The 25,471-nt window shown below is 62.1% G+C and carries 25 protein-coding genes; 17 read left to right on the forward strand and 8 right to left on the reverse strand.

Annotation, left to right across the window (positions count from 1 at the left end; genetic code table 11):
- The first annotated feature begins 208 nt into the window (after positions 1-208).
- Positions 209-1,063 (forward strand): D-hexose-6-phosphate mutarotase, encoded by an 855-nt coding sequence (locus tag M5C56_RS16590; RefSeq protein ID WP_103497606.1) that lies wholly within the window; start codon positions 209-211, stop codon positions 1,061-1,063.
- A 120-nt stretch (positions 1,064-1,183) separates the two neighbouring features.
- Here M5C56_RS16590 and M5C56_RS16595 read toward each other — a convergent pair whose 3' ends face one another.
- Positions 1,184-2,044: a MurR/RpiR family transcriptional regulator gene (locus M5C56_RS16595; RefSeq protein ID WP_177096979.1), complete on the reverse strand. Its 861-nt coding sequence runs from the start codon at positions 2,042-2,044 to the stop codon at positions 1,184-1,186.
- Between the two features lie 226 nt (positions 2,045-2,270).
- Here M5C56_RS16595 and zwf point away from each other — a divergent pair, with 226 nt between their 5' ends.
- Genes zwf through M5C56_RS16610 form a run of 3 tightly spaced genes read left to right on the forward strand, consistent with a single transcriptional unit; the run spans position 2,271 to position 5,123 of the window.
- Positions 2,271-3,740: a glucose-6-phosphate dehydrogenase gene (zwf, locus tag M5C56_RS16600; RefSeq protein WP_103497605.1), complete on the forward strand. Its 1,470-nt coding sequence runs from the start codon at positions 2,271-2,273 to the stop codon at positions 3,738-3,740.
- Positions 3,727-4,440, forward strand: coding sequence for a 6-phosphogluconolactonase (gene pgl / locus M5C56_RS16605; RefSeq protein ID WP_103497604.1), 714 nt, complete (start codon positions 3,727-3,729; stop codon positions 4,438-4,440). The genes zwf and pgl overlap by 14 nt, the downstream gene beginning before the upstream one ends.
- Before the next feature lie 17 nt (positions 4,441-4,457).
- Entirely contained in the window at positions 4,458-5,123 is a 666-nt protein-coding gene (locus M5C56_RS16610) for a bifunctional 4-hydroxy-2-oxoglutarate aldolase/2-dehydro-3-deoxy-phosphogluconate aldolase (RefSeq protein ID WP_100944088.1), read from the forward strand.
- Positions 5,124-5,352: 229 nt separating this feature from the next.
- Here the strand turns inward: M5C56_RS16610 and M5C56_RS16615 are convergent, their stop codons facing one another.
- Positions 5,353-6,537, reverse strand: coding sequence for an aminotransferase class V-fold PLP-dependent enzyme (locus tag M5C56_RS16615; protein ID WP_103497603.1), 1,185 nt, complete (start codon positions 6,535-6,537; stop codon positions 5,353-5,355).
- Between the two features lie 26 nt (positions 6,538-6,563).
- Positions 6,564-6,800: a DUF3820 family protein gene (locus tag M5C56_RS16620; RefSeq protein ID WP_027619874.1), complete on the reverse strand. Its 237-nt coding sequence runs from the start codon at positions 6,798-6,800 to the stop codon at positions 6,564-6,566.
- Between the two features lie 209 nt (positions 6,801-7,009).
- Between M5C56_RS16620 and M5C56_RS16625 the strand changes: the two genes are divergently transcribed.
- Entirely contained in the window at positions 7,010-7,474 is a 465-nt protein-coding gene (locus tag M5C56_RS16625) for a PA2169 family four-helix-bundle protein (protein WP_103497602.1), read from the forward strand.
- Positions 7,475-7,525: 51 nt separating this feature from the next.
- On the opposite strand, the gene M5C56_RS16630 is transcribed toward M5C56_RS16625, so the two are convergent.
- Both M5C56_RS16630 and M5C56_RS16635 read right to left on the reverse strand, forming a co-directional pair.
- On the reverse strand, positions 7,526-7,996 hold the full coding sequence (locus tag M5C56_RS16630) for a MaoC family dehydratase (protein WP_017126221.1): 471 nt from the start codon (positions 7,994-7,996) through the stop codon (positions 7,526-7,528).
- A 72-nt stretch (positions 7,997-8,068) separates the two neighbouring features.
- Complete coding sequence (locus tag M5C56_RS16635) at positions 8,069-9,013, reverse strand: alpha/beta hydrolase (protein WP_103497601.1); 945 nt, start codon at positions 9,011-9,013, stop codon at positions 8,069-8,071.
- Positions 9,014-9,255: 242 nt separating this feature from the next.
- On the opposite strand from M5C56_RS16635, the gene fadD2 reads away from it, so the two are divergent.
- Entirely contained in the window at positions 9,256-10,944 is a 1,689-nt protein-coding gene (gene fadD2 / locus M5C56_RS16640; RefSeq protein ID WP_103497600.1) for a long-chain-fatty-acid--CoA ligase FadD2, read from the forward strand.
- A gap of 391 nt (positions 10,945-11,335) precedes the next feature.
- A complete protein-coding gene (fadD1, locus tag M5C56_RS16645; protein ID WP_103497598.1) occupies positions 11,336-13,033 on the forward strand; it encodes a long-chain-fatty-acid--CoA ligase FadD1 in 1,698 nt (565 codons plus the stop codon).
- 58 nt (positions 13,034-13,091) lie between these two features.
- On the opposite strand, the gene M5C56_RS16650 is transcribed toward fadD1, so the two are convergent.
- Entirely contained in the window at positions 13,092-13,472 is a 381-nt protein-coding gene (locus tag M5C56_RS16650; RefSeq protein ID WP_103497597.1) for a hypothetical protein, read from the reverse strand.
- Between the two features lie 210 nt (positions 13,473-13,682).
- Here M5C56_RS16650 and M5C56_RS16655 point away from each other — a divergent pair, with 210 nt between their 5' ends.
- The 3 genes from M5C56_RS16655 to def all read left to right on the forward strand — a co-directional run bounded on the left by M5C56_RS16655 (position 13,683) and on the right by def (position 15,547).
- Positions 13,683-13,874 (forward strand): CsbD family protein, encoded by a 192-nt coding sequence (locus M5C56_RS16655; protein WP_103497596.1) that lies wholly within the window; start codon positions 13,683-13,685, stop codon positions 13,872-13,874.
- Between the two features lie 186 nt (positions 13,875-14,060).
- A complete protein-coding gene (locus M5C56_RS16660; RefSeq protein WP_103497595.1) occupies positions 14,061-15,005 on the forward strand; it encodes a YihY/virulence factor BrkB family protein in 945 nt (314 codons plus the stop codon).
- 2 nt (positions 15,006-15,007) lie between these two features.
- Entirely contained in the window at positions 15,008-15,547 is a 540-nt protein-coding gene (gene def / locus M5C56_RS16665) for a peptide deformylase (RefSeq protein WP_103497594.1), read from the forward strand.
- Positions 15,548-15,569: 22 nt separating this feature from the next.
- Here def and M5C56_RS16670 read toward each other — a convergent pair whose 3' ends face one another.
- Together M5C56_RS16670 and M5C56_RS16675 are read right to left on the reverse strand one after the other, a co-directional pair.
- A complete protein-coding gene (locus M5C56_RS16670; protein WP_103497593.1) occupies positions 15,570-16,406 on the reverse strand; it encodes a class I SAM-dependent methyltransferase in 837 nt (278 codons plus the stop codon).
- Between the two features lie 59 nt (positions 16,407-16,465).
- Positions 16,466-16,903: a GNAT family N-acetyltransferase gene (locus M5C56_RS16675; protein ID WP_103497592.1), complete on the reverse strand. Its 438-nt coding sequence runs from the start codon at positions 16,901-16,903 to the stop codon at positions 16,466-16,468.
- 317 nt (positions 16,904-17,220) lie between these two features.
- Between M5C56_RS16675 and M5C56_RS16680 the strand changes: the two genes are divergently transcribed.
- The 7 genes from M5C56_RS16680 to M5C56_RS16710 all read left to right on the forward strand — a co-directional run bounded on the left by M5C56_RS16680 (position 17,221) and on the right by M5C56_RS16710 (position 25,464).
- A complete protein-coding gene (locus M5C56_RS16680; RefSeq protein ID WP_103497591.1) occupies positions 17,221-18,162 on the forward strand; it encodes a fatty acid desaturase in 942 nt (313 codons plus the stop codon).
- Between the two features lie 9 nt (positions 18,163-18,171).
- Positions 18,172-18,963, forward strand: a complete 792-nt coding sequence (locus M5C56_RS16685) for a PhnD/SsuA/transferrin family substrate-binding protein (protein WP_103497590.1) — start codon at positions 18,172-18,174, stop codon at positions 18,961-18,963.
- A gap of 119 nt (positions 18,964-19,082) precedes the next feature.
- A complete protein-coding gene (locus M5C56_RS16690; protein WP_103497589.1) occupies positions 19,083-19,592 on the forward strand; it encodes a sigma-70 family RNA polymerase sigma factor in 510 nt (169 codons plus the stop codon).
- Position 19,593: 1 nt separating this feature from the next.
- Positions 19,594-20,550 (forward strand): FecR family protein, encoded by a 957-nt coding sequence (locus M5C56_RS16695; protein WP_103497588.1) that lies wholly within the window; start codon positions 19,594-19,596, stop codon positions 20,548-20,550.
- Between the two features lie 103 nt (positions 20,551-20,653).
- Positions 20,654-23,329 (forward strand): TonB-dependent receptor, encoded by a 2,676-nt coding sequence (locus M5C56_RS16700; RefSeq protein ID WP_103497587.1) that lies wholly within the window; start codon positions 20,654-20,656, stop codon positions 23,327-23,329.
- Between the two features lie 189 nt (positions 23,330-23,518).
- Positions 23,519-24,532 carry an ABC transporter substrate-binding protein gene (locus M5C56_RS16705; protein WP_103498863.1) on the forward strand — a complete coding sequence of 338 codons (1,014 nt, stop codon included), beginning with the start codon at positions 23,519-23,521 and terminating at the stop codon, positions 24,530-24,532.
- Positions 24,532-25,464, forward strand: coding sequence for an aliphatic sulfonate ABC transporter substrate-binding protein (locus tag M5C56_RS16710; protein WP_103498862.1), 933 nt, complete (start codon positions 24,532-24,534; stop codon positions 25,462-25,464). Before M5C56_RS16705 ends, M5C56_RS16710 begins: the two co-directional genes overlap by 1 nt.
- The last annotated feature ends 7 nt before the right edge of the window (positions 25,465-25,471 follow it).

The raw sequence follows: 25,471 nt of genomic DNA on the forward strand, positions 1-25,471 counted from the left end.
CTCTCTCTATGTGCGCATCTTGCGGATGGTCCACCAGACCGTCCGCTTTTTTTTGCCGCACACTGTAGGAGCGAGCTTGCTCGCGATGAATGCAAGGGTACCGCGTGTCTCCAGTTGCCCCGCGTTATCGTTGACGTTCATCGCGAGCAAGCTCGCTCCTACAGGTGGATAGATGCAAATGGTTTGGTGATTTCAGGATTCGCGGCACATGCATGAGCAACCGCTACAACGCTTTTTCAAATCCCGGCGCGAGCAACCGGTGTTCCAGTGGGAGCGCTTTCAACAGCGTGAAGTGCTGGTGATCGACCATCCCTTGTGCCAGGCGGTCTTCAGCCGCCAGGGTGCGCAACTGTTGCACTTCCAGCCCCAGGGGCAGAAGCCCTGGTTGTGGTGCGCGGCCAAATGGCCACAGGTCGGGGCGATTCGCGGCGGGGTGCCGGTGTGCTGGCCCTGGTATGGTCGGCACCCGAGCGAAAACGCCTGGCCGTCCCATGGTTGGGCAAGGCTGATCGACTGGAAACTGCTGGAAAGCAGTAGCGACGAGGAGGGCGTCAGCCTGCACTGGCGTTTGCAGCTCTGCGACTGGCAGGTCGACCTGCATGCGCGCCTGGGAGAAAGCATGGACCTGCGCTTGAGCACTGAGCATCAGGACAGCGAACCGTGCCAGTTGAGCCATGCGCTGCACGCCTATTGGCGTATTGGTGACGTCGGTGAGATAGCGCTGTCTGGGCTCGACGGCGCCGAGGGCTATGACCAGCTGAATCGTCAGGCCTGCCGGCAGGAAGGCGAGTTGCGGGTCGATGGCGGTTGCCAGCGGGTGTTCCAGCATGACGGTGAACTGCACCTCAAGGATCATGCCTGGCAGCGGGAGTTGTGCATCGACACCGGCGACAGCGCCGACACCGTGGTCTGGCATCCGGGGCACCGGCCGTTGCTGGGGGTGAGTTGGAATGAAGTGATGGGGTTTGTCTGTGTCGAGGCCGCCAGTGGCGGCACCGACAGCCTGTGCCTGGCGCCCGGGGAGCGGGCGCATCTGAGCCTGCAGGCGCGTGCTTCGGTTTAGGCGGCGTGGCGGATGACGTCTTCGCGGGCAAGCTCCGCTCCCACAGCTTGACCGCGAATCACCTGTGGGAGCGGAGCTTGCCCGCGAAGGCGATATCAGCGTTTCACCTTGCTCAGGGCCTCAGTTGAACTCGTCACCCACCGGATAACGGCTGGCGTTGAGGCTTTCCTTGATCTTGCGCAGGTGCGGCTGGAAATCCACGCCACGGCGCAGGGTCATGCCGGTGGCCAGCACATCCAGCACCGTCAACTGGATGATCCGCGAGGTCATCGGCATGTAGATGTCGGTGTCTTCCGGCAGCGGAATATTCAGGCTCAGGGTGCTCGCCTTGGCCAGCGGCGAACCCGCCGCCGTCAAGCCCAGCACAGAAGCGCCGTTCTCCCGGGCAATACGCGCCACTTCCACCAGTTCCCGGGTACGCCCGGTATAGGAAATGATCACGAACAGCTCACCGGTGTGGGCCACTGAAGCGATCATCCGCTGCATCAGCACATCGGCATGGGCGGTGACCGCCAGGTTGAAGCGGAAGAACTTGTGCTGGGCATCCAGGGCCACCGGTGCCGAAGCGCCCAGGCCGAAGAAGTGGATCTGCCGGGCCTGGATCAACAGGTCGACGGCGCGGCTGATCAGGTTCGGGTCCAGGGCCTGGCAGGCGCTGTCCAGGGACGCGATGGCACTGCCGAAGATCTTTTGCGTGTAGGCCTCGGGATTATCGTCGGCCTCCACCGCACGGCTCACATAGGCCGCGCCGCTGGCCAGGCTCTGGGCCAGTTGCAGCTTGAGTTCGGGGTAACCGCTGACACCGAACGAACGGCAGAAACGGTTGACCGTCGGCTCGCTGACCGAAGCCGCCTGGGCGAGGGCGGCGATGCTGAAACGGGTCGCCTGCTGCGGGTTGAGCAGGATGACTTCGGCGACTTTGCGCTCGGCCTTGTTCAGGTCTTCGAGGCGGCTCTGGATCTGCTCCAGTAAATTTCGCACGCGGTCCATTTGGTGATTCCTTGATTCGAGGCAACTTGGGTTCTGCAAGGCCCGGAACAATGCCCTTGGGCAGCTCCCGGCGGTGGCCTATCCTACTGATGGCGTGTGATGACCACCACTCGGAATCATCATATTGATAAAATGTTGTGGTTATTACTACATTTTTCCTTGAGTGATGCCTCGAAAAAAGGTATTTATCGTTTAACTTGATAAAAGAACAAACATCATGCCTTCGATAACGGTTGAACCGTGCACCTTTGCCTTGTTTGGCGCCCTGGGCGACCTGGCGCTTCGCAAGCTGTTTCCTGCCTTGTATCACCTCGATGGCGCAGGCCTGCTCCATGAGGACACGCGCATCCTGGCCTTGGCCCGGGAGCCCGGCAGCAATGCCGAGCACCTGGCGACCATCCAGGAAGAACTGCGGGTCTTTGTCGAGGACCGGGAAATCGACGAAGTGGTGCTTGAGCGCTTCCTCGCCCGCCTCAGCTACCTGCACGTGGACTTCCTCAAGCCCGACGACTATGTCGCCCTGGCCGAGCAAGCCGGCACCAGCCAGTGCCTGATCGCCTATTTCGCCACGCCGGCCTCGGTCTATGGTGCGATCTGCGAGAACCTGGCCAAGGTCGGCCTGGCTGAAAACACCCGGGTGGTGCTGGAAAAACCCATAGGTTCGGACCTCGAGTCGTCGCGCAAGGTCAACGACGCCGTGGCACGCTTCTTCCCGGAAAACCGCACTTATCGCATCGACCACTACCTGGGCAAGGAGACGGTGCAGAACCTGATCGCCCTGCGTTTCGCCAACAGCCTGTTCGAAACCCAGTGGAACCAGAACTACATCTCCCACGTGGAAATCACCGTGGCCGAGAAGGTCGGTATCGAAGGCCGCTGGGGTTACTTCGACAAGGCCGGCCAGCTGCGGGACATGATCCAGAACCACCTCCTGCAACTGCTCTGCCTGATCGCCATGGACCCGCCGGCCGACCTCTCGGCCGACAGCATCCGTGACGAGAAGGTCAAGGTGCTCAAGGCCCTGGCGCCGATCAGCCCGGAAGGCCTGACCACCCAGGTGGTGCGCGGCCAGTACATCGCCGGGCACAGCGAAGGGCATTCGGTGCCGGGTTACCTGGAGGAAGAAAACTCCAACACCCAGAGCGACACCGAGACCTTCGTCGCCCTGCGCGCCGATATCCGCAACTGGCGCTGGGCCGGCGTGCCGTTCTACCTGCGCACCGGCAAGCGCATGCCGCAGAAGCTGTCGCAGATCGTCATCCACTTCAAGGAACCGTCGCACTACATCTTCGCCCCCGAGCAGCGCCTGCAGATCAGCAACAAGCTGATCATCCGCCTGCAACCGGACGAAGGTATTTCCCTGCGGGTGATGACCAAGGAGCAGGGCCTGGACAAGGGCATGCAACTGCGCAGCGGGCCGCTGCAACTGAATTTCTCCGACACTTATCGCAGTGCGCGGATTCCGGACGCCTACGAGCGTCTGTTGCTGGAAGTGATGCACGGCAACCAGAACCTGTTTGTCCGTAAAGATGAAATCGAAGCCGCGTGGAAGTGGTGTGACCAGTTGATCGCCGGTTGGAAGAAGTCCGGCGATGCGCCCAAGCCGTACGCGGCCGGGTCCTGGGGACCGATGAGTTCCATTGCTCTGATCACGCGGGATGGGAGGTCGTGGTATGGCGATATCTGAATTGAAACTGCCCCAGGGCGTACAGGCGCACGAGTTCAGCAGCCCGGCGCTGTTGGCCGAGGGCCAGGCGCAAGCCGTGGCCGAGCAACTGCGGGCAGCCATTGCCGCACGCGGCGCGGCGACCCTGGTGGTGTCCGGCGGGCGCAGCCCGGTGGCGTTTTTCCAGAGCCTGGTGAAACAGGACCTGGACTGGTCCCGTGTGGTGGTCAGCCTCGCCGACGAACGCTGGGTACCGGTGGAGCACGCCGACAGCAACGCCGGCCTGCTCAAGCGTTATCTGCTCCAGGGCCCTGCGGCCAAGGCGCGGTTTATCGGCTTGTACAGCGCCGCGGCAAACCTGGACGCGGCGGCCGAACAGGCCGATCAATTGCTTGCAGAGCTGCCGGCTATCGACGTGCTGGTCCTGGGCATGGGCGATGACGGTCACACCGCCTCGCTGTTCCCCGGCAGCCCGAACCTGGCGGCGGCCCTGCAAGTGGATGGCTGCCGGCGCGTCTGGCCGATGCTGGCGCCGACCGTGCCGCACCAGCGCCTGACCATGAGCCGGGCCCTGCTGGCTTCGGCGAGCTTCACCGTGCTGGCGATTTCCGGGCAGTCGAAACTGGCCACCCTGAATGCCGCATTGGCCGGCGATGATCTCGCCGCCATGCCGATTCGCGCTTTCTTGCAACCTACCCTGAATATTTACTGGTGCCCATGAGTCAAGGATCCGCTGCTATGACAAAAAATGTCCCGACCGTCTCCATGGCAGACAAGGTCGCCCTGATCGATGAGCTCTGCACCCGTGCACGGATTCTTCCGGTGATCACCATTGCCCGTGAGCAGGATGTCCTGCCGTTGGCCGATGCCCTGGCCGCCGGTGGCCTGACCGCGCTGGAAGTGACCCTGCGCTCGCAGTTCGGTCTCAAGGCCATCCAGATCCTGCGTGAAGAGCGTCCGGAACTGGTGACCGGTGCCGGCACCGTACTCGATCGGCAGATGCTGGCGGCGGCGGAGGCGGCGGGTTCGCAATTCATCGTCACCCCGGGCATTACCCGTGACCTGCTGGAAGCCAGTGTCGACAGCCCGATTCCGTTGTTGCCCGGCATCAGCAATGCCTCGGGGATCATGGAGGGCTACGGCCTGGGTTATCGTCGCTTCAAGCTGTTCCCGGCGGAAGTCAGCGGCGGCGTGGCGGCGATCAAGGCCCTGGGCGGTCCGTTCGGCGAAGTGAAATTCTGCCCGACCGGCGGAGTCGGCCCGGCCAATATCAAGAGCTACATGGCGTTGAAAAACGTGATGTGCGTGGGTGGTAGCTGGATGCTCGATCCCGAGTGGATCAAGAACGGCGACTGGGCGCGGATCCAGGAGTGCACCGCCGAGGCGCTGGCCCTGCTGGACTGATTCATCGTTACTGAATTTCGTTGTGTGTTCTACGGCTTTACGGTGCGCTTGGTCGGCGCACCGTTTTTTTTTTGCCCGATGAAAAGTTTTCCGGTCCGAAGGTTGGGTGTTTGTGCCGGCCCCTTCGCGGGCAAGCCCTGCTCCTACAGGGTTGTGTCCTACATAAAAGCGGTGAACGACAACACACCGTAGGAGCAGGGCTTGCCCGCGAACCCGCGCAGCGGGCCATTCAACCGCTTAGTTCGCCCAAGGCCCGCGCCAACAGCTTCAGGTCCTCGGCCGAGTTGGCCAGCCCCGGCGTGACCCGGATGCAATTGCCATGTGCCGTGCCTTCACGGACCACGGTAAACAGGTTGTACTCCGCCAGGAGTCGGTCGACCATCCGCTGCTGGTCCGGCTCATGCCGAAAGCGCAGCGAGGTGATACCGCAATACAGCCGCGGATCATCCGGTGTCAGCACCTCGATACCGGGCATCCCGCGTGCCGCGCCCACCCAGATATCCCGCAGGTAATTGAGTCGTGCGCCCTTGGCCTCCGAGCCACCCAGTGCCCGATGTTCCTCGAAGACCAGGGGCAAGGTCATCCAGGCTGGGATATTCGGCGTGCCATAGGGGGCGCGGGAGCGGATATCGGTGGGCGCATAGCGCTCCTCGCCCATGTCCGGGTCGATATCCGCCAGGCGCTTGGGATCGATATAAAGAAAGCCCAGGCTCAGCGGCGCGCCCATCCATTTCTGCAGGTTGAAACCGGCAAACAGGATGCCCAGTGCTTCGAGGTTGAAGTCGATCTGGCCCAGGGCATGGGCACCATCGAGAATCACGTCGACCCCATGCTCGCGGGCCAGGGTCGCGATGGCCTGCACGGGCATCACCAGCCCGCTGCGATGGGTGACATAGGTCAGGGCCATCAGCTTCAGTCGGGGATAACGTTCGAAGGCTTCCTGGTAGGTGCTCACCAGGCTGGCGAAACTCACTGGGGAGGGGTGGCTGATCTCGATCAGCTCGACGCCGCGGTTGCGCGCCAGCCAGCGCATGGCACCCAGTACGCTGGGGTATTCCTGGTCGCTGACCAGTAACTGATCACCGGGCCGCAGGGCGTTGTAGTTGCGGATCAGCGCGTGCAGGCCATCGCTGGCGCAGCGGGTCAGGGCCACGGCCTCGTGATGGCTGCCCAGCAGGTCGGCCAACTGCGCGCGAATCTCCAGGCTTTCGATGGTTTCGAAGCGCTGGCGCACATACACCGAGTTGCTGCGGTTGATGAACTCGATATGGCCTTTGTAGGCCTCCACGACACTACGGGTCATGCGGCCGAAGTAGCCGTTTTCCAGGTTGATCGGACCGGGCTCTACATCGTAGCGCTCGGCCACGTTTTGCCAGAAGTGTTCATCGCGGGCGTGTTCTTCATTCCTTGGCATGGCGCGGCTTCTCTCGACAACGGGGATCAATGGCGGGGTTTGGGTTTGCCGTGCTTGGCGCGTAGCGGGTCGAGCAGGTCGGACAAGCCGTTGTGGTCGATCTCCTGCATCAAGGCGAGCAGGCCACCGAGTTCACCGTGGGGGAACCCCTCGCGGGCGAACCAGTTCAGGTAGGGGCCGGGCAGGTCGGCGATGATCCGCCCCTTGTATTTGCCGAACGGCATTTCGCGGGTGACCAGCAGTTCGAGTTTCTCGGGATTCATGGGGCAACCTTGTCTTGCGCTGTTCAAGCGTCTTGAAAAATACAGGCATTCTGCATGCAGGCCAATTGACAGTTCATGCAAATAACCGCCATACAGATCTTTGGCTTATTTTCAAGTATATGAAATATAAGTAAAAAATAATCGATCAAGGCTTGGCATGGTGACTGCAACAGTTCTTGGTAACTTTCACCACCAGAAGGAATTGAGCCATGACCAACATCAATAAAGAAGCCGTATCGATTCTCAATGATCTGATCGAAGTCAGTAAAGACGGTCAGAAAGGTTTTCAGACCTGTGCTGAAGACATCAAGAATCCCGAACTGAAGGCGTTGTTTGTGCACCGTGCCAGCGAGTGTGCGGCATCTGCCGCGGAACTCCAGGCCGAGGTGCGCAAATTGGGTGGCGATCCGGAGACTAGCACCAGTGTGGCCGGTGACCTGCACCGTCGTTGGGTGGACGTGAAAGCGCTGTTCACCGGCAAGGGTGAAGAGGCGGTGCTCAACGAGGCCGAGCGCGGTGAAGACCACGCCAAGAAAGCCTACAGCGAAGCGCTGGTGAAACTGGCCAAGCACAATCTGGTGGGCCTTACCGACCTGGTGAACCGTCAGTATCAGGGTGTGCTGCGCAATCACGACCAGGTGAAGGCGCTGCGTAATATCGCCCGCGCCAGCTAAATTTCACGCTGCCATAAAAAAACGCCGGTTGATCCGGCGTTTTTTTATGCATCAGCCAATGGTGATCGGCGGCGGGCTGGTCAGGGTCACGGTCTGCTGCTTGCGTGGTGCGAGGATTTCGGCCTCGCCGTCGACCACCAGCTCATCGCGCTGGTTGAACACCCGGGTGGCGATGCGCACGCGGAATTTCGGCAGCTTCTCGAGGATCTCCAGGCGCACGGTCAGGGTGTCGCCGATCTTCACCGGCTTCTGGAAGCTCATCTGCTGGCCCAGGTAGATGGTGCCCGGCCCGGGCAGCTCGCAGGCCACGGCGGCGCTGATCAGCGCACCGCTGAACATGCCGTGGGCAATACGCTCCTTGAACATGCTCGCCGCGGCGAACTCGGCGTCCAGGTGCACCGGGTTGTGATCGCCGGACATGGCGGCGAACAACTGGATATCGCGCTCTTCAACGGTCTTGCTGTAGCTGGCGGTCTGGCCGACTTCAAGGGCTTCGTAAGGCGTGTTGGTAACCTGGGTCATCGCAAGGTGGTCCTGTAAGGGTGTTATCTGAAATCAACGGATTGATTTCAAAGTTGATGATTGAGCCGGCGATCATTCCGAGCGCGACGGGCGACGATGGGCCAGGGCCTGTTCCAGCCACTGGATCAGGTCTCGGGTGACTTCCTCGCGGTTGGTCTCGTTGAACACTTCATGCCGTGCCTGTGGGTAGACGTTCAATTGCAGGTTCTGGCTACCGGCGGCGCGCAAAGCGTCGGCCAGATCCTTGAGACGCTTGCCCTCGCTGACCGGATCACATTCGCCGCCGATCACCAGCAGCGGCAGGCCCGGGTCGATCTGCGCGAGGTTTTTCGCCTTGCTGATCTGCTGCAGGCCGCCGAGCAGATCAATCCACAATTGGTTGGTGCAACGGAAGCCGCATAGCGGGTCGTTGACGTATTTGTCCACTTCATCCGGGTCACGGCTCAGCCAGTCGAAAGCCGTGCGATTGGGCTTGAAGGCCTTGTTGAACGAGCCGAACGACAGCCAGTCGATCAGCGCGCTACGCCCGGTAGGGCCCTGGCGCCAGCGTTCGAAGCGGGCAATCGCGCTGGCCGCGCGGTACAGCGCCACCGGCTGGAAGTTCGAGCCGCTGAGGATCGCGCCCTGCAGGCTGGCGCTGTGGTGCAGCAGGTAGGCCTGGGCGATGTAGCTGCCCATGCTGTGGCCGAGCAGGATGATCGGCACCCCGGGGTGTTGCTCGCCGATGCGCTGGTTGAGGCTGGCCAGGTCACTGACCATCGCGCACCAGCCGTCCTGGTCGGCGTAGTGGCCGAGGACGCCGTGTTCGGCGGTCTTGCCGTGGCCGCGCTGGTCGAAGGCATACACACCATGGCCGGCGGCGCACAGGGCCTCGGCCAGGCGGGCATAACGACCGCTGTGTTCGGCCATGCCGTGGGACAGCAGGATCACGGCCTTCGGTGGGCCGTCCGGCAACCAGCGATTGACGTACAGGCGGCTGTGGTCACTGACGGTCAACCAGAAGGTGTCATGGATCATGGCGGTTCCTTTGCGCGGGGACGAGGCGGACATCGGCCGGGGCGTGTTGTCGCTCCATTGTATAGCGCATCCTCGCACAGGAAGCAGACCCTCCTGCGCATTGGCAGCAAGATTCATGATGTTAATGACTGTGTCCGGCATATTTGCCTGATGCCCGTTAGCTGCTAACGTCCGCTAAGCACCGCTTTTTTCGCCTTGGGCGCAGGCGGCCCCGCAGAGGCTCAGGTAAGAGGACAAAAACAATGCAACCTGATTTCTGGAATGACAAACGCCCCACCGGCGTACCCCTGGACATCGACCTGGGCGCCTACAAGTCGGTGATCGAGGTGTTCGAGCGCTCCTGCAAGAAGTTCGCCGACCGTCCGGCCTTCAGCAACATGGGCGTGACCCTGACCTACGCCGAGCTCGAGCGCTACAGCGCGGCCTTCGCCGGTTACCTGCAAAGCCACACCGAGCTGAAACCGGGCGATCGCATCGCGGTGCAGTTGCCCAACGTCCTGCATTACCCGATTGCCGTGTTCGGCGCGTTGCGCGCCGGGCTGGTGGTGGTCAACACCAATCCGCTGTACACCGTTCGCGAGATGCGCCATCAGTTCAAGGACTCCGGCGCCCGCGCGCTGGTGTACCTGAACCTGTTCGGCCAGCGGGTCCAGGAAGTGCTGCCCGATACCCAGATCGAGTACCTGATCGAAGCGAAGATGGGCGACCTGATGCCCGCCGCCAAGGGTTGGCTGACCAACCTGGTGGTGGACAAGGTGAAGAAGCTGGTCCCGGCCTATGACCTGCCCCAGGCGGCCTCGTTCAAGAGCGCCTTGCGCCTGGGCCGGGGCCACGCCATCCGGCCGTTGAGCGTCGGCCTGGAGGATATCGCGGTGCTGCAATACACCGGCGGCACCACGGGGCTGGCCAAGGGTGCGATGCTGATCCACGGCAACCTGGTGGCGAACATGCAGCAGGCCCGGGGTTGCCTGTCCCAGCCCGGCGACGACGGCCAGCCGCTGCTCAAGGAAGGCCAGGAGGTGATGATCGCGCCGCTGCCGCTGTACCATATCTATGCCTTCACGGCGAACTGCATGTGCATGATGGTTACCGGCAACCACAACGTGCTGATCAGCAATCCACGGGACATCGGCGCCTTTATCAAGGAGTTGAAGAACTGGCGCTTTTCCGCGTTGCTGGGGCTCAACACCCTGTTCGTGGCGTTGATGGAGCATCCGGAGTTCAAGACCCTGGATTTCTCCAGCCTGAAACTCACCAACTCCGGCGGCACCGCGCTGGTCAAGGCTACCGCCGAGCGCTGGCACAAACTCACCGGTTGCCGCATCACCGAAGGCTACGGGCTGACCGAGACGTCGCCGATCGCCTGCACCAACCCCTATGGCGACAAGGGCAAGCTGGGCACGGTGGGTTTGCCGGTGCCCGGTACGGCCTTGAAGGTCATTGACGACAACGGGGTCGAGCAGCCGTTGGGCGAGCGTGGCGAGTTGTGTATCAAGGGGCCGCAGGTCATGAAGGGCTACTGGCAGCAGGTCGAGGCCACGGAACAGGTGCTGGATGCCGAGGGCTGGTTCAAGACCGGCGATATCGCGGTGATCGACCCGGACGGCTTCGTGCGTATCGTCGACCGCAAGAAGGACATGATCATCGTTTCCGGTTTCAACGTGTACCCCAATGAAATCGAAGATGTGGTGATGGCCCACCCGAAAGTCGCCAATTGCGCGGTGATCGGGGTGCCGGACGAGCGTTCCGGCGAGGCGGTGAAGTTGTTCGTGGTGGCGCGGGATTCGGGGGTCAGCCTCGAAGAACTGAAGGCCTACTGCAAGGAAAACTTTACCGGCTACAAGGTACCCAAGCACATCGTGCTGCGTGATTCGCTGCCGATGACGGCGGTGGGCAAGATCCTGCGGCGGGAGTTGCGGGATATCGCCTAGGCCGCGATAGATGTGGCGTTATTGAGGGGCTCTTCGCGGGCAAGCCCTGCTCCTACAGTTCGTCGTCGTTCACCGATTTTGTGTACGACACAATACTGTAGGAGCAGGGCTTGCCCGCGAAGCTTTTTGGGCCTGAAACCCTCGATCCAGAGCGAGATTCCAACAAATAGAATCTTTACTCTAAAAATGACCATTGGTATTTCTTGAGTCATTTTTATGACCGTAAGGGCCTCGTTTGGCTCTAGGCGACCCTCGGCAAAGCTGCTACTCTCGGCGCGCTTTGTGACTTCTCGGCGTAGGTTAAAGCCGGATTCACCCAATAAAAAACACAGACAAATAATAATCGCATCAAATGCGGTGCTGAATTCGCGTTGCTGAGGAGTAGGCTTCCATGATCGAAGACTTTTGGAAGGATAAGTACCCGGCTGGGATTGCTGCCGATATCAATCCCGACGAGTACCCGAATGTTCAGACGGTATTGAAACAGTCTTGCCAACGATTCGCCAGCAAGCCGGCCTTCAGCAACCTCGGCAAGACACTCACCTATGGTGAGTTGTACGAACTGTCGGGTGCTTTTGCCGCTTACTTGCAACAACACACCGACCTGCAACCGGGCGATCGTATCGCCGTGCAGTTGCCCAACGTGCTGCAATATCCGGTCGCGGTCTTCGGTGCCATTCGCGCCGGGCTGATCGTGGTCAACACCAACCCGCTGTACACCGCGCGGGAAATGGAACACCAGTTCAACGACTCCGGCGCCAAGGCCCTGGTGTGCCTGGCGAACATGGCGCACCTGGCCGAAACCGTGGTGCCCAAGACCGGCGTCAAGCACGTTATCGTCACCGAAGTCGCCGACCTGTTGCCGCCGCTCAAGCGCCTGCTGATCAACAGTGTCATCAAGTACGTGAAGAAGATGGTCCCGGCTTATCACCTGCCCAAGGCCGTCAAGTTCAACGACGTGCTGAGCAAGGGCCATGGCCAGCCGGTCAATGAAGCCAACCCGGCCAGCAGCGATGTCGCCGTGTTGCAATACACCGGTGGCACCACCGGCGTGGCCAAGGGCGCGATGCTGACCCACCGCAACCTGGTGGCGAACATGCTGCAGTGCAAGGCGCTGATGGGCTCGGACCTTAATGAAGGCTGCGAGATCGTCATCACCCCGCTGCCGCTGTACCACATCTATGCCTTTACCTTTCATTGCATGGCGATGATGCTGATCGGCAATCACAACATCCTGATCAGCAATCCGCGCGACCTGTCGGCGATGGTCAAGGAGCTGTCGAAGTGGAAGTTCAGCGGCTTTGTCGGCCTGAACACCCTGTTCGTTGCTCTGTGCAACAACGAGGGTTTCCGCAAGCTGGACTTCTCCGCGCTGAAGGTCACCCTGTCCGGCGGCATGGCCCTGCAACTGGCCGCGGCCGAGCGCTGGAAAGCCGTGACCGGCTGCGCCATCTGCGAGGGTTACGGCATGACCGAAACCAGTCCGGTGGCAACGGTGAACCCGAGCCAGAGCATCCAGATCGGCACCATCGGCATTCCGGTGCCTTCGACCCTGTGCAAGGTGGTCAACGATGCCGGGGAAGAACAGGCCCTGGGCGAAATCGGCGAGCTGTGCATCAAGGGCCCGCAAGTGATGAAGGGCTACTGGCAGCGCCAGGACGCCACCGATGAGATCCTCGACAGCGAAGGCTGGTTGAAGACCGGCGATATCGCGATCATCCAGCCGGACGGCTACATGCGGATTGTCGATCGCAAGAAGGACATGATCCTGGTGTCGGGCTTCAACGTCTATCCGAACGAATTGGAAGACGTGCTGGCGACCTTGCCGGGTGTGCTGCAATGCGCGGCCATCGGCGTGCCGGATGAGAAATCCGGGGAAGTCATCAAGATCTTTATCGTCGCCAAGCCGGGGGTGACCCTGACCAAGGACCAGGTGATGGAGCATATGCGTGCCAATGTCACCGGCTACAAGGTGCCCAAGTTCGTCGAGTTCCGCGATGCGCTGCCGACCACCAACGTCGGCAAGATCCTGCGTCGCGAGCTGCGCGATAGCGAGCTCAAGAAGCTGGGCCTGAAGAAAATCGCCTGACCCGCTGAAACGACAAAGCCCCGCCATGCGGGGCTTTGTCATTTATGGCATTCGCTATTCAAGACTGCTGGAATGGCGAGAAATCCACACCGGTACCAGCCGGGCGTACGTCCTTGAGGAACGAGTCCTTGTCGGCGCTCAGCTCCAGGCTCAAGGTTGGGCGGCGCTTGCCGGCGTTGCGCACCACCAGGCCTTCCATCTTCTCGCGCAGGAACGCGGTCGTCACCTTCAGGTGCAGCAACTGGTCGTTGCTCGGGGTGTGCAACAACAGGTGTACCCATTCGTACTGGCCGATCGCCAGGCGAGCCACCGGGATATCGAACCACCAGATGTTCTTGTTGCGGTTCAGTTCGGTGAAGTGACAGTTGTTGACGCCCAGCACCGCGCCGCCCAGTTCCTGGTTGCGGCGGGCGATGGCCTGCTTTTTATCGAGTTTCATGACTTTCCTACCGTTATCGATCTTCAGCGCCAGAGCCTGAATCTGGCGCGCATTCTCAGGGGTTGGCGGGCAAACATAAAGCCAAACCTGAATTCTTCGATGAAAAGCCGTGGGCAAACACCGACTGTAAATAAATGAAACTCCGCGCGCAGGCCCTGGGTCAACCTTATGTCGAGACATGACACCCGCATTTCTTATTGGAGAAATATCATGAGCAGCACCAGCGATAAAATCAAAGGCACGGCGAACGAAGCGGTGGGTAACGTCAAGCAAGCCGTCGGCAAGGCCACCGGCAACAACCAGATGCGCGCCGAAGGCAAGGCCCAGGAACTCAAGGGCGATGTCCAGAAAGCTGTAGGAAAAGCTAAGGACGCCATCAAGAAAGGCGTCGACCGGGCCTGACCCTTCGCGGGCACGGACCATGCGGCCATCCCGGGATGGCCGTTTTCGCGTGGCGGCTACACTGGTTAAGATCGAGAAATGTTTTGAGGGTCGCCAACCGCGTTGCTTTGGGTTAGAAAGAGCTGTAGTGGAACCCCTTTGAGTCGCCTTGACTCGCTACCTTTATTTGCGGCGAAAGGAGACGCTATGATTTTCCCTGAGTTGCGCGACCTGCCCCTGCATCGCGTGATGATGCGCACGGTCACAGAATTCGTCGCCGACGAAATGTCGACCTATGCCTCGGCACTGGCCTACCAGATGCTGTTTTCGCTGTTTCCCTTCCTGTTGTTCCTGATCGCCCTGATCGGTTTCCTGCACCTGCCGGACTTTTTCACCTGGCTGCGCCTGCAGTCGGAGCTGGTGTTGCCGCCCCAGGCCCTGGACCAGGTCAACCCGGTGATCGACCAGTTGCAGCAATCCAAGGGCGGCCTGCTCTCCGTGGGTATCGTCATTGCCCTGTGGACTGCCTCGGCCGGCGTGCGCCTGATGATGAGCGCGATGAACGCCGCCTACGATGTGCTCGAGGGACGGCCGATCTGGAAGCGTTTTCCGCTGTCGATCTTCTACACCGTCGGCATCGCCGTGATGCTGCTGGCCGCCGCCGCGCTGATGGTGCTCGGGCCGCAGGTCATGAGCTGGCTGGCGGGACAGATCGGCATGGAGGAATACGTCGTCACGCTCTGGACCTGGCTGCGCTGGCCGGTGGTGGTGGTGCTGCTGATGTTCGCCGTGGCCCTGATGTACTACGTGATGCCGGACGTGAAGCAGAAATTCCGCTTTATCACCCCGGGCTCGGTGCTCGCGGTGGTGGTCTGGATCGTCGCGTCCCTGGGCTTCGGCTATTACGTGAAAACCTTCGCCGACTACAACGCAATGTATGGCAGTATCGGGGCGATCATCGTCCTGCTGCTGTACTTCTATATTTCCGCGGCGGTCCTGTTGCTCGGGGCTGAAATGAATGCGGTGATCGAACACATGTCGTCCGAAGGCAAGAATCCTGGCAAAAAGGACTTCCACGAGCATGACGACACCCTGCCTATCTCCGGATTGGGGCGGGACCACTCCCTCAAGCCGACTATTGACGAAACCTGATCATGATCCGTGAAATCCTGAAAATGGGCGATGAGCGCCTGCTGCGTATCGCTCCGCCGGTGCCGCCGGAATTGTTCAACAGCAAGGAGCTGTGGGAGCTGATCGACGATATGTTCCAGACCATGGAGCACGTCGGTGGCGTCGGCCTGGCCGCGCCGCAGATCGGCGTCGACCTGCAACTGGTGATCTTCGGTTTCGAGCATAGCGAACGTTATCCGGACGCCGAGGCGGTGCCGCAGACCATCCTGATCAACCCGCTGATCACGCCCCTGGGGCCGCAGCTGGAAGAAGGCTTTGAAGGTTGCCTTTCGGTACCGGGCCTGCGCGGCGCGGTGGACCGCTACTCGCGTATCCGCTACGAAGGCTTCACGCCCAATGGCGAACCGCTGGTGCGGATCGCCGAGGGCTTCCACGCCCGTGTGGTGCAACACGAATGCGACCACCTGATCGGCCGCCTGTACCCGTCGCGGATCAGCGACTTCAGCAAATTCGGTTTCACCGAAGTGCTGTTCCCCGACCTGGACCCGACGGCGGACGATTGACCGCCGAAGTTTCCAGTTTCCCTTACTGGGCCGCCACCTTGCCGGGTTTGACGAAGCGCAGGGTCAGGCGGTCCGATTCGCCGATGGCCACATACCTGGCTCGGTCCTGGTCACCCAGCCTCAGCGACGGCGGCAAGGTCCAGACGCCGCCGGGGTAGTCCTTGGTGTCCTTGGGGTTGGCGTTGATTTCGCTCTGGCCTTCCAGCGCGAAGCCGGCATCGGTGGCCAGTTTCACCACGTAGGCGGTGGGCAGGTAGCCGCTTTGCTTGATACTGGCCAGGTCCGCGCCATCCTTGGCCCGGTGATCCACCACACCAAGCACGCCGCCCGGCTTCAGTACCTTGAAGAAGGCGCTGAACATCGCCGGGGCGTCATCGGCCATGACCCAGTTGTGCACATTGCGGAAGGTCAGCACGCGGTCCGCCGAGCCAGGCTTGCCGAACACCGGTGCCTGGGGATCGAACTCGACCACGCCGGCCTTGGCGTAGTGGCTCGGGTCCTTGGCGAATTTCTGCTTCAGGTTGTCGGCCGAGCGTTTGGCGAACTCACTGGTCGCGGGCGCCTGCACGGCCGCAATGTAATGGCCGTGGCCCTTGAGCAACGGCGCGAGCACTTCGCTGTACCAGCCACCGCCGGGGGTGATTTCGATCACCGTCTGGTTGGCCTGCAAACCGAAGAACTGCAAGGTCTGTTGGGGATGGCGGTAGCCGTCGCGAGCGCTGTTTTCCGGCGCTCGCCACGGGCCTGCGAGAACCTTGGCGTATTGTGCGTCGGTGATGGCGCTATTGGCGGTGGCGGCCTGGCTGGCGAGAGGGGCGAGAAGGGCGGTCAAGGATAAAGCCACGAGCGTGCGTTTCATGATCATCCTGGTAAAAACGAGTGTGGGTTGGAGGCTAGCACGGGCAAATGCACCGCCGATCACACATTTTGCGCAGTCGACCTCACCAACGGTTCTATACCCAGGGCAATCATCGGCTTGCTGCGTGAGTAGCGCGCCAGGCGCTCCGCCAGCGGCTGGGGCAGGGCCGGGTCGCCGTGGAAGCCCAGGCGTTCATAGAACCCGCGCAGTTCGGGATGGCAGAACAGCCAGACCGGGCCGCAGCAGTTGCCGAGCGCTTGTTGCACCAATTGCGCGGCGATGCCCTGGCCGCGTCGTGATGGGGCGACAAACAGCCCGGTAAGCCAATGTCCCTGGGCAATCGGGGTCAGCGACAACCCGCCGATGATCTCCCCTTGCCGGGCCACCCACAGCTGTCCGTTGCTGGCCGAACGCATCGGCGAGTTGTGCGCGCGGTAGAACTTGTTCAGCAGTGGCCGTAGCGCTTCCGGCAGTGGGGCGTAGTCGGGATTGGGCATGGCATTTATCGCTGGAGGGGGCTGGCGCGGGATTATAAGAGAGCCGAAGTGCTCGGATGGGTGTATACCTGAGTCTACATCCATCTGGAGTACGCATCATGAGCAAGGGCATGGATTCAAAAAAAGCCACCAAGAAGAAACCCGCCAAGAGCGCCGACGAAAAGCGTGCGGCGAAGAAGGTCAAGAAGGTCGATGTGCTCGGCCACTGAGGGGTCTAAGGATATAACCAATCGATCTGCAAGATTTTCCGTCGGTAATCCACATCAGGGGATAAAGCCGGGGTTTATCCATCGGCTGAACCTGTGTGAAGCCGACCGATGCCCAATTATCTTGATGTTGCCCAACGCGAAGAAATCCTGCACCTGAAACAGACCTTCACCGGCCGTACCGAATGGCCGACCTGGCTATTGCTGATCGGTGTCTATTCAAGCTGGTTCGCCGTGCTGCTGGCCAGTCCCTGGCTCGGCCTGTGGCCGAGCACGCTCTTGCTTATTCCCATCGTTACGCTGTGGATGTCGGTGCAGCACGAATTGCTGCACGGTCATCCGACCCGTTTCGTCTGGCTGAACAAGCTGATGGGTTATGCGCCGTTCGCCGTCTGGTATCCCTACACCCTCTATCGTGACAGCCACCTGTTGCATCATCGCGACGAGGACCTGACCTTGCCCGGTATCGACCCGGAAAGCCGCTATTTCCGTCAGCAGGATTGGCAGCACCGCTCGGCTCTGCAACGCAGCGTGCACTATTTGAACAAGACGGTCCCGGGACGCCTGCTGCTGGGGGCGCCGCTGGCCTTGTTCGGCCTGGTCAAGGAGGAAGGCCAGCGCCTGCGCCGTGGCGAGCGCCAGGCCTGGCTGATGTGGCTGACCCACGGCACGCTGGTCCTGTTGATGTTGGCGTTCATCGCCCATTACAGCCTGATCCCGGTCTGGCATTACTTGCTGCTGATCAGCGTTCCGGCGCTGTCAGTGGGGGCGCTGCGGTCTTTTTATGAACACCGCCCGAGTACCTTGCCGGAGCAACGCACGGTGCTCAACGAAGCGGGCTGGCCCTGGCGTTGGTTGTTCCTCAATCTGAACCTGCACCTGGTGCACCACGACCTGCCGAAACTGCCGTGGTATTTCCTGCCGCGGGTCTATTACGCGCGGCGCGATGCCTGGTTGGCGCGCAGTGGTGGCTACCTGGTAAAAGGCTATGGCGAGCTGGCGCGACGGCATGCGCTGCAAGTCGTCGATAGCCCACGGCATCCGTTTGCCTGAGGACGATTCATGACTCACCGTTATGCAGAACTGTTGATGTATGTGGCGCCGCAGGAAGTGCGGGAGGCCAACGAGCGCTGGATCGAGCGGATTGTGGAAACGCTTGGCATGCGCCGTGGTTCTGCCCGGGGCCTGGATCTGATGCAGCTCTGGCTGTCGCCGCAGTTGTTGTTTACCCAGACCTGCGGTTATCCGCTGATGACCCTGTTGCGCGGCCAGGTCAGGCTGATCGGGCGTCCGCGTTATGAACTGGAATACGCCTCGGGCGGTGACCATTGCAGTCTGTTGCTGAGTCGTGAAAGCGAGGGCCGTCGTACCCTGGAAGACTTCTACGGCAGCCGCGGCGTGATCAACGATGAGGGCTCCAATAGCGGGATGAACCTGCTGCGACATTCCCTGGCACCCCTGCATCAGGACGGTCGGTTCTTCGCCAGTGTCGGGCAGAGTGGCGCTCACCGCGAAAGCCTGCGCTGGTTGCGCGAGGGCCTGGCCGACCTGGCGGCGGTGGACAGTGTGACCTTCGCCTACCTGGCACGTTTTGCAGCCCATGAGGTGGCCGGATTGAGAGTGGTGGCGCGTAGCGCCTTGAGTCCGTGCCTGCCTTTTATTACCCATGCCGAGTCGAGCGTCGAGGAGATCGAACGCATTCGGGCAGCGATGAACCTGGCGCTGCAGGCACTTCCCGATGTCGCGGCGACGTTGGGTTTGAGTGAAGTGTTGCCGGCGAGCGAGGCGGACTATCAGGTCTTGCTGGATTACCGGGACGAGGCCCGGGCGCTGGGATTTGCGTCAATTTATTAAATAGCTAAATAGAATATTAAAATAGTTTTTAAGTATTATTAAAGAATAAGCCGTGTTGGTAGGATCCCTGCCACCGGACCACCGGACATACAGCGCATCTCTCTTCAATTGGAGCCACTATGTCCGGCGCCGACACACCTCACCGCGATTACGTGGGCGGATTGTTCCGTAGTCATTACCCATGGCTGTGCGCCCGTTTGCGCCGCCACCTGGATTCCAGCGCCAGCGCCGAAGACATCGCCGCCGACACTTTCGTCCAGTTGCTGATGGCCCCCGACGCCGTGCCGATTCGTCAGCCACGGGCGCTGCTGACCACCATTGCCCAGCGCCTGATGTACCAGCTCTGGCGCCGCCGCGACCTGGAGCGCGCCTACCTCGATGCCTTGCAACAGGCCCCCGACGTCGAAGTGCCGTCGCCTGAAGACCTGGCCCAGATGCTCGAAGCCCTGGAAAACATCGACTGCCTGCTCGACGGTCTGCCGGACAAGGTCAAGGCCACCTTCCTGCTGTCCCAGGTCAATGGCCTGACCTATCCCGAGATCGCCGCCGAGCTGGGCATTTCCCAACGCTCGGTCAGCGACTACATGACCCGGGCCATCAGCCGCTGCCTGCGCGCGAGGAGCGATTGAGATGAGCCGCGAGCCGCAAGACCCGCTGATCGAAGAGGTCACCCGCTGGATCGTCCTGCTGCATTCCGGTCATGCCAGTGACGCCGACCAGCGCGCCTACCGCCACTGGCGCAGCCAGGACCCGCGTCGCGAGCAACTTTGCAGCCAACTGGAAACCCGCCTCGGGGTGTTCCGCATTCCCATCGCCCAGGGCGTCGATGCGCAATTGCTGCAGCGCACCCTGAGCGCGCCGCCCAACCGCCGCAAGGTTTTGCAGGGTGCGCTGGCCGGAGTCGGTGTGATCCTCGGTGTCGCTCTCCTGGCCCGTGACGGCGGCCTGCCGCTGGCCGAACTGAGCGCCGACTTGCGCACCGGCACCGCCGAGCGCCGCAGCCTGGAGCTGCCGGATGGCAGCCGCTTGCAGCTCAACGCGCAAAGCGCCGCCGACATCGATTTCAGTCCCCGGCAGCGGCAACTCCGGCTGTTGGACGGTGAACTGCTGGCGCAGGTCGCCAATGACGCGGCCCGGCCTTTTGTCGTGCAGACCACCCAGGCGCGGGTGCACGCCTATGGCAATCGCTTGCAGGTGCGCGAAAGGGCCGGCAGCGGCCATGTCGTCGCGCTCAGCGGTGCCCTGGAAATCCACGGACCCGCCGGCGAATACCTGCAATTGCCGAGCGGTCACGAGGTGTCCTACGACCGCTATCGATTCGGCCCGATCCTGCCCAGTCGCATGGGGGCCACGGCCTGGGTCGAGGGACTGCTGGAAGTGCGCGACGCGGCACTGTCCGAGGTGATCGAGGCTTTGCGCCCTTATCGCCCGGGTGTGCTGAGACTGGACCCGGCCATCGCGCAACTGCGGGTCAGCGGTCTGTTCCGGCTGGACAACCCGCAGCAGGTACTCGACACCCTGGCCCGCACCTTGCCGATTCGTATCGCCCGGCACACCGACCTGTGGGTGACCTTGAGCCCTGCCTAGGCGCTTGGTTCTAAGACCATAACCAAAGGGTCTGCAAGTTTTTCATCGGCCATTGCACATCACTCCCGTAAGCGCTGCCGAGGGAGCAGCGCTGTTCGATTCCATGGGGGGAATCACTTTGCGTCCGTACAACACCAACACAGCAGCACGCCGTTCACTGCGCAGTTTTGCCATCGCACCGCTGGCCGGATTGTTTCTCACCTGTGCCCAGGGCGCCGAAGAAGCCCGGCAGGTTTATCACATCGCACCCGGTCCGCTGGACGAGGTGCTGCTCAATATCAGCCGGCAAAGCGGCCAGGTGATTTCCTTCACGCCGCAATTGAGCAACTACTCGTCGGCCCAGGTGGACGGTTCCCTGTCGGTCCAGCAGGCGGTGAACGAAGCCTTGCGCGGGACCGGCCTGCAATTGCAGGTCAGCCCCGAAGGCGCGTTCATCATCAAGGAGGGCGCCGCTTCGAGCCAGGCCGCCAGCACCGCCAAGGCCGCTGCACGCAACACCGACGCCGCCGCGCCGACCCTCGACCGGGTGGTGGCCATCGGCACCCGCCGTAGCGATGCCACGGCCCTGACCAGCACCGCGCCGGTGGACGTGATCAATGCCGAGGAACTCAAGCAGACCGGTGCCACCAGCCTCAACCAGGCCTTGTTCCAACTGCTGCCGTCCTTCAACTTTCCGCAGAACCAGAGCGCGACCCGCGGCCAGGACCCCAAGGGGGCGTCCTTGCGCGGGTTGGCCCCGGACCAGACCCTGGTACTGATCAACGGCAAGCGCCGGCACGCCTCGGCGGTGGTGAACATCTCCGGCGGCGTGCCCTTCGTGGGCGCGCAGCCGGTGGACCTGGACATGATCCCGATCAGCGCCATCGACCATGTCGAAGTGCTGCGCGACGGCGCCTCGGCGCAATACGGCTCCGACGCCATCGCCGGGGTGATCAACATCGTGCTCAAGGAGCGCGACAGCGGCGGCCAGATCAATACCCAACTGGGAAAATTCGCCCAGGGCGACGGTTTCTCCAAGGCCGCAGACGGCTGGTATGGCGTGGGCCTGCCGGGGGACGGTTTCCTGACCCTGAGTTTCAACAGCCTGAACAACAAACCCGATGATATCGGCGACAGCTACCAGGCCAACGGCCAGACCCAGGACCCACGCTGGGGCGGCGCCGGCCGCGACAAGTACAACCTGGCGGCCAACGCCGAGATCGGCCTGAGCGAGCAATGGCGGCTCTACAGCTTTGCCACCTTCGGCCAGGACACCTCGGTCAACAACACGCCGCCGTTGCTGGCGGGCAACCCGAACAACGTGGCGGCGATCTACCCCAACGGCACCATTCCCAAGTACCGCTATCGCTACGAGGACGGTGCATTGACCGTCGGTTCGCGCTACGAGGACGCGAGCCTGGGGCGCTTCGACCTGAGCGCCACCTACGGTCGCGATACCCATGACGAAACCGCTTTCGACACGGTCAACCCGAGCTTCGGCGCGGCCAGCCCGACCCGCTTCAATGTCGCCACGCTGATCAACGAACAGACCAACCTGACCCTGGACTACGCCAAGGACCTGGATGTGGATTGGTCAAAACATCCGCTGACGGTCTCTGCTGGTGTTGCCTATCGCAACGAGCGTTATCGCCTGGAGGCGGGTGACGCCGATTCCTACTCCTTCGGTGGCATCAATGGTGTCCAGGTCGGCGCGGTGCAGGCTTCGGGGCTGACGCCGGACGATGCCGGAACCTACAGCCGGAATGTCGGCGGGGTGTATTTCGGCCTGGAAAACCAGCTCACCGACAAATTCCAGTTCGGCCTGGCCGGGCGTACCGAGCACTATTCGGACTTCGGTTCGGCCACCACCGGCAAGGTCTCGGCGCGCTATGACTTCACCCCACGGGTCGGCCTGCGGGCCACGGTGAACAACGCCTATCGCGCCCCGACCCTGGGCCAGATCGGCACTTCCTGGACCACCACCACCAACGTCGACTCCAACGGCAACCCGGTGCTGACCCGCATGCTGCCCGCCGACAACCCGGCGGCGCGGGCGTTGGGCGCGCAGCCGCTGAAACCGGAAAAGTCCACCAACTTCTCCCTTGGCCTGGTGCTGCGGCCTACCGACCAGGCCTCGGTGACCATCGATGCCTACCAGATCAGCATTCGCGATCGCCTGCTCTACAGCGGCGGTATCTCGGGGCCCCAGGCCGAGCAGATCCTCCAGGCCGCCGGCTACGGCCAGTACACCTGGGCGCAGTTCATGACCAACGCCGCCGACACCCGCACCCGGGGTATCGACATCGTCGGCAAGTACAACCTCGACCTGCAGCAGTTCGGCAGCCTGGCCTTGTCGGCGGGCTACACCAAGGCCAGGACCGTGATCGAGCGGATCAACTCCAACCCCTACGGCTTTGATGTGCTGACCCGTGAAGCGCGGGGCTTCCTCGAACACGGCTACCCGGAAGACAAGCTGGTGTTCGGCGCGGTGCATCGTTATGGCGCCTGGACCGTGGCGCTGAACGAGACCCGTTATGGCCAGTACCGCAAGTACGCGACCAGCGATGCCGCGGCGCAGTACGACCAGACCTTCTCGGCGCAATGGACCACCGACCTGGACGTGAACTACGCCTTCACCAAACAGCTGCGGCTGTCGGTGGGGGCCAACAACCTGTTCGACAGCAAGCCGGACACCTTCAACCCGCAACTGCGCCAGACGGCGGGGCAGCAATACAGCTTCCTGTCGCCGGCGGCACCGGAGGGGGCCTTCTACTACACACGGCTGAGCTACGACTTCTGATTTCCAGGGCGACACATCCCTCCCTGGAGGAACGCAATCCCTGTAGGAGCAGGGCTTGCCCGCGAAGAGGCCCTCAAGATCGCTAAAAGCTTCGCGGGCAAGCCCAGCTCCTACAGGTCCGTATTCCAAGGGGAAATCCCTGTGCGGCACAACGATTGACCATGAAAACCAAACCACCACGAGGTGAACATGAAATCCATCAAGACCCTGTTCGGCGGCTCCATATTGGCCCTGAGCCTGCTGTCCCAGCCGGCACCCGCCGCTGAAAAGAACGCCCCGATCCACTTCGGTGACATCACCTGGGAGAGCGGCAGCCTGATCACCGAAGTCCTGCGACTGATCGTCGAGAAAGGCTACGGCTACTCCACCGATACCCTGCCCGGCAGCACCGTGAGCCTGGAAGCCGCCCTGGCGAAAAACGATATCCAGGTCATCGGCGAAGAGTGGGCTGGACGCAGCCCGGCCTGGGTCAAGGCCGAAAGCGAAGGCAAGGTGTTCGGCGTCGGCGACACCGTCAAGGGCGCCACCGAAGGCTGGTGGGTACCTGAATACGTGATCAAGGGTGACCCGGCGCGGGGCATCAAGGCATTGGCACCGGACCTCAAGTCGGTGGCCGACCTGCCACGCTACAAGGACGTGTTCCGTGACCCGGAAGATCCGTCTCGCGGACGCTTCCTCAACAGCCCGACCGGCTGGACCTCGGAGATCGTCAACAGCCAGAAAATCAAGGCCTATGGCCTGAGCGACAGCTTCGTCAACTTCCGCACCGGCTCCGGCGCGGCGCTGGACGCGGAGGTGGCCTCCTCGGTCAAACGCGGCAAGCCGGTGCTCTTCTACTACTGGTCGCCGACCCCGCTGCTGGGCCGCTTCAACCTGGTCAAGCTGGAAGAGCCGCCGTTCGACGCCGAAGCCTGGAAGACCCTGGCCGACGGCAACAACCCGCACCCCCGTGGTACCCGCTCGATGCCGGCGCACCTGGCGATCGGCGTGTCCGCACCGTTCAAGGCGCAGTACCCGGATCTGGTGGAGTTCTTTACCAAAGTCGACCTGCCCATCGACCTGCTGAACCGTACCCTGGCCGAGATGGGTGAAAAACGCCTGCCGCCACGCCAGGTCGCCGAAGCCTTCCTGCGTGAGCAGCCACAGGTCTGGAACGCCTGGGTGCCCGCGGCCGTGGCCCAGCGTGTGAGTGGCAGCCTGTGATGTTCAAACGGTTATGCCTGCTGCTGGGCTTGGGCCTGGCCAGTGCCGGCCCGCTGCTGGCCGCCGATCCCGCCACCGTGCGGATCGGCTACCAGAAAAGTTCGGTGAGCATGGTCCTGGCCCGTGAGCACCATCTGCTGGAGCAGGCGTTGCCCGGCACCCAGGTGCAATGGATCGAGTTTCCCGGCGGCCCGCAACTGATCGAGGCGCTCAACGGCGGCAGTGTCGATATCGGCAACAGCGGTGATATTCCGCCGATTTTCGCCCAGGTCGCCGGCATCGACCTGCTGTATATCGGTGTCGAGCCCAGCGACGGCAAGACCGAGGCGATCATCGTGCCCAAGGACAGCCCGGTGCGGCAACTGGCCGATCTCAAGGGCAAGCGGGTCGCCTTGCTCAAGGGCTCCAGCGCCCACAATCTGTTCCTCAAGAGCCTGGTCAAGGCCGGCCTGAGTCTCAGTGACGTGAACCTGGTCTACCTGTCGCCGGCTGATGCCCGCGCCGCGTTCGAGCAGGGCAAGCTCGATGCCTGGGTGATCTGGGACCCTTACTACTCGGCCGCGCTGATCGATGGTCGGGCGCGTTTGCTCAGCGACGGCCAGGGGCTCAATTCCGGTGGCAGTTTCTATATCGCCAGTGGCACCTTTGCTCGTCAGTATCCGCAGGCTATCGGCCCGTTGCTCAAGGCCTTCGGCGGGGCCCAGCAACTGTCGTTCGACGAGCCGCAGGCGTCCATCGACAGCATGACCCGGGTCCTCGGCCTGCAACGCGGGGTGATCGAGGGCTACTTCGCCCACCGCACCCATGCACCGCTCAAAGCGGTCGACCCGGCGACGATGCTCGACCAACAACGCACCGCCGACCGCTTCTACGCCAATGGCCTGATTCCCAAGGCGGTCCAGGTCGACCGGATCGTCTTCAAGGCCCCTTGAACCCGCA

This window comes from Pseudomonas sp. MWU13-2862 (genome assembly GCF_023242495.1).
In the GTDB taxonomy this organism is placed as follows: Bacteria; Pseudomonadota; Gammaproteobacteria; order Pseudomonadales; family Pseudomonadaceae; genus Aquipseudomonas; species Aquipseudomonas gingeri_D.

Excerpts from the sequence above, each read along its gene's own strand:
- M5C56_RS16710 (WP_103498862.1), top strand. The coding sequence starts at position 24,532 with ATGTTCAAACGGTTATGCCTGCTGCTGGGCTTGGGCCTGGCCAGTGCC.
- M5C56_RS16590 (WP_103497606.1), top strand. The coding sequence starts at position 209 with ATGCATGAGCAACCGCTACAACGCTTTTTCAAATCCCGGCGCGAGCAA.
- M5C56_RS16680 (WP_103497591.1), top strand. The coding sequence starts at position 17,221 with ATGCCCAATTATCTTGATGTTGCCCAACGCGAAGAAATCCTGCACCTG.
- M5C56_RS16705 (WP_103498863.1), top strand. The coding sequence starts at position 23,519 with ATGAAATCCATCAAGACCCTGTTCGGCGGCTCCATATTGGCCCTGAGC.
- pgl (WP_103497604.1), top strand. The coding sequence starts at position 3,727 with ATGGCGATATCTGAATTGAAACTGCCCCAGGGCGTACAGGCGCACGAG.
- M5C56_RS16620 (WP_027619874.1), bottom strand. The coding sequence starts at position 6,800 with ATGAATCCCGAGAAACTCGAACTGCTGGTCACCCGCGAAATGCCGTTC.
- fadD2 (WP_103497600.1), top strand. The coding sequence starts at position 9,256 with ATGCAACCTGATTTCTGGAATGACAAACGCCCCACCGGCGTACCCCTG.
- M5C56_RS16630 (WP_017126221.1), bottom strand. The coding sequence starts at position 7,996 with ATGACCCAGGTTACCAACACGCCTTACGAAGCCCTTGAAGTCGGCCAG.
- def (WP_103497594.1), top strand. The coding sequence starts at position 15,008 with ATGATCCGTGAAATCCTGAAAATGGGCGATGAGCGCCTGCTGCGTATC.
- M5C56_RS16660 (WP_103497595.1), top strand. The coding sequence starts at position 14,061 with ATGATTTTCCCTGAGTTGCGCGACCTGCCCCTGCATCGCGTGATGATG.
- M5C56_RS16650 (WP_103497597.1), bottom strand. The coding sequence starts at position 13,472 with ATGAAACTCGATAAAAAGCAGGCCATCGCCCGCCGCAACCAGGAACTG.
- M5C56_RS16655 (WP_103497596.1), top strand. The coding sequence starts at position 13,683 with ATGAGCAGCACCAGCGATAAAATCAAAGGCACGGCGAACGAAGCGGTG.
- M5C56_RS16690 (WP_103497589.1), top strand. The coding sequence starts at position 19,083 with ATGTCCGGCGCCGACACACCTCACCGCGATTACGTGGGCGGATTGTTC.
- M5C56_RS16625 (WP_103497602.1), top strand. The coding sequence starts at position 7,010 with ATGACCAACATCAATAAAGAAGCCGTATCGATTCTCAATGATCTGATC.
- M5C56_RS16700 (WP_103497587.1), top strand. The coding sequence starts at position 20,654 with ATGGGGGGAATCACTTTGCGTCCGTACAACACCAACACAGCAGCACGC.
- M5C56_RS16695 (WP_103497588.1), top strand. The coding sequence starts at position 19,594 with ATGAGCCGCGAGCCGCAAGACCCGCTGATCGAAGAGGTCACCCGCTGG.
- M5C56_RS16615 (WP_103497603.1), bottom strand. The coding sequence starts at position 6,537 with ATGCCAAGGAATGAAGAACACGCCCGCGATGAACACTTCTGGCAAAAC.
- fadD1 (WP_103497598.1), top strand. The coding sequence starts at position 11,336 with ATGATCGAAGACTTTTGGAAGGATAAGTACCCGGCTGGGATTGCTGCC.
- M5C56_RS16610 (WP_100944088.1), top strand. The coding sequence starts at position 4,458 with ATGACAAAAAATGTCCCGACCGTCTCCATGGCAGACAAGGTCGCCCTG.
- M5C56_RS16685 (WP_103497590.1), top strand. The coding sequence starts at position 18,172 with ATGACTCACCGTTATGCAGAACTGTTGATGTATGTGGCGCCGCAGGAA.
- zwf (WP_103497605.1), top strand. The coding sequence starts at position 2,271 with ATGCCTTCGATAACGGTTGAACCGTGCACCTTTGCCTTGTTTGGCGCC.
- M5C56_RS16675 (WP_103497592.1), bottom strand. The coding sequence starts at position 16,903 with ATGCCCAATCCCGACTACGCCCCACTGCCGGAAGCGCTACGGCCACTG.
- M5C56_RS16635 (WP_103497601.1), bottom strand. The coding sequence starts at position 9,013 with ATGATCCATGACACCTTCTGGTTGACCGTCAGTGACCACAGCCGCCTG.
- M5C56_RS16670 (WP_103497593.1), bottom strand. The coding sequence starts at position 16,406 with ATGAAACGCACGCTCGTGGCTTTATCCTTGACCGCCCTTCTCGCCCCT.